The organism is Paenibacillus cisolokensis (assembly GCF_018403665.1).
Classification (GTDB): domain Bacteria; phylum Bacillota; class Bacilli; order Paenibacillales; family Paenibacillaceae; genus Paenibacillus_AH; species Paenibacillus_AH cisolokensis.
The window spans coordinates 1-1,207 of record NZ_BOVJ01000254.1; the positions used below are offsets into that span (position 1 = coordinate 1).

1 protein-coding gene is annotated in these 1,207 nt (G+C 43.3%); it reads right to left on the reverse strand.

The window, feature by feature from the left end; genetic code table 11:
• Positions 1-248 precede the first annotated feature (248 nt).
• Entirely contained in the window at positions 249-1,172 is a 924-nt protein-coding gene (locus tag PACILC2_RS25625; protein WP_213531827.1) for a tyrosine-type recombinase/integrase, read from the reverse strand.
• Positions 1,173-1,207: the final 35 nt, after the last annotated feature.

The window sequence follows — 1,207 nt, forward strand, 5'->3', positions numbered from 1 at the left end:
ACAACTGAACTTGTGCGACATATTGCGACATAATTCTGCAAATTCTGGTACAAATATATCATAATAAGATGGTTATTTTCAATCATTTTCATTTAGAAAATGCATTTTATAGGTGCATCGTATGGGTGTAAATAGTCCTATAAAATGGATCGACGGCCGCCTCATCGAACAAGGTACGTATGACGTCCTGTTCGATGGGATGGCCGTCAAGCATATCGGCGCACAGATCATTAACGGGAAACGATACACTAGAGTACTTCCTTCAAGCAGTCTTCAACAAAATCCGGAGCCGCTTTTTTAATCTGTTCTACCGTATGAATGTACTGTTGAGTCGTGTTAATGTGCGAATGTCCCAACGTTTGTTGAACCTGTTGAAGCGACGCCCCGTTTAACAAAGCCAGGGTTGCATTGGTATGACGTAGCCAGTGAGGCGTTACTTTCTTGGATAAATTGGCCTTTTTACGGGCAATTTCGATGATTCGTTCAACCTGACGGGTGGTAATCGGGAAAACTTTGCCTCTTCCCCCATTTTCCATCCGGTATAAATGGAGCTGATTCCAGAGCATATCGGGTACTTTCACCTCCCGTACTTTCTGACCTTTTCCATTCAGCACGGTCAACCAAATGGAAGTTCCCATGGGGTCAGTATGAAAATCATCCCATTCCATTGAAACCAATTCGGAAACTCTCAGACCAAGCAAAACCAAAGTCAGACCGATCGCATAATTGCGAAGTCCCATCGTGTTTAACTGCTGTAATATTTTTACGGCTTCGTTTCTGGTTAAAAAATGACGGTTGCTGCTATTCGAAACCTTCGGTTTCTTGATGCATGCTGCCGGATCGTGGGTGAAAAATTGAATAGTTGGACTGTTTCCCCACTTATAAAGGGAACGAAGAGGAGCCAGCAATACGGAGATAGTCGCTGCGGTATATTGGCGATTATTGTTTTCATACCTCTTGAGCAGGCTCAGTTTATAAAGCTCGATATCCCTCCAGGTAACGTCTTTAAGCCTTTTGTTACCGATGAAGCTTCGAAACCGTTCGATAGCATATTTGTAATTTCGCAACGTGTACTTTGAGTGGTGATAAGTTGCCAAAAACATGCTGACAATTTCTTCATCCGTCAACTCCTCTTGCGCTTTCTCGATTGGCTCCGCAATAACCTGTTTCATTCTGTTCCCCCCTGTTGTCGCACAAGTTCAGTTGT